At 49.7% G+C, this 988-nt stretch carries 1 rRNA gene; it reads left to right on the plus strand.

The features are described 5' to 3' along the window. A 23S ribosomal RNA gene (locus ABXG98_RS18960) occupies positions 1 to 988 on the plus strand; the annotation flags it as partial.

Consider the following 988-nt stretch of genomic DNA (forward strand, 5'->3'; position numbering starts at 1 on the left):
TAATGAGGCGAACCGGGAGAACTGAAACATCTAAGTACCCCGAGGAAAAGAAATCAACCGAGATTTCGTTAGTAGCGGCGAGCGAACGCGAATCAGCCCTTAAGCTTATTGGGCGTTAGTGGAATGTTCTGGAAAGGACAACGATACAGGGTGATAGTCCCGTACACAAAAACAACCTTTAAGTGAAATCGAGTAGGTCGGCACACGTGAAACGTTGACTGAATATGGGGGGACCATCCTCCAAGGCTAAATACTCCTAACTGACCGATAGTGAACCAGTACCGTGAGGGAAAGGCGAAAAGAACCCCTGTGAGGGGAGTGAAATAGAACCTGAAACCGCATACGTACAAGCAGTGGAAGCCGGATTTAGTCCGGTGACTGCGTACCTTTTGTATAATGGGTCAGCGACTTATATTCTGTAGCAAGGTTAACCGATTAGGGGAGCCGTAGCGAAAGCGAGTGTTAACTGCGCGTTTAGTTGCAGGGTATAGACCCGAAACCCGGCGATCTACCCATGGGCAGGTTGAAGGTTGAGTAACATCAACTGGAGGACCGAACACACGTATGTTGAAAAATGCGGTGATGACTTGTGGGTCGGAGTGAAAGGCTAATCAAGCCGGGAGATAGCTGGTTCTCCCCGAAATCTATTTAGGTAGAGCCTCGGACGAACACCACTGGGGGTAGAGCACTGTTAAGGCTAGGGGGTCATCCCGACTTACCAACCCTTTGCAAACTCCGAATACCAGTGAGTGATATCCGGGAGACACACTGTGGGTGCTAACGTCCATTGTGAAGAGGGAAACAACCCAGACCGCCAGCTAAGGTCCCAAAGTACTAGTTAAGTGGGAAACGATGTGGAAAGGCATAGACAGCTAGGAGGTTGGCTTAGAAGCAGCCATCCTTTAAAGAAAGCGTAATAGCTCACTAGTCGAGTCGGTCTGCGCGGAAGATGTAACGGGGCTAAACTAGTCACCGAAGCTGCGGATTC

The sequence above is a fragment of the Colwellia sp. KU-HH00111 genome, assembly GCF_040362745.1.
In the GTDB taxonomy this organism is placed as follows: Bacteria; Pseudomonadota; Gammaproteobacteria; order Enterobacterales; family Alteromonadaceae; genus Colwellia.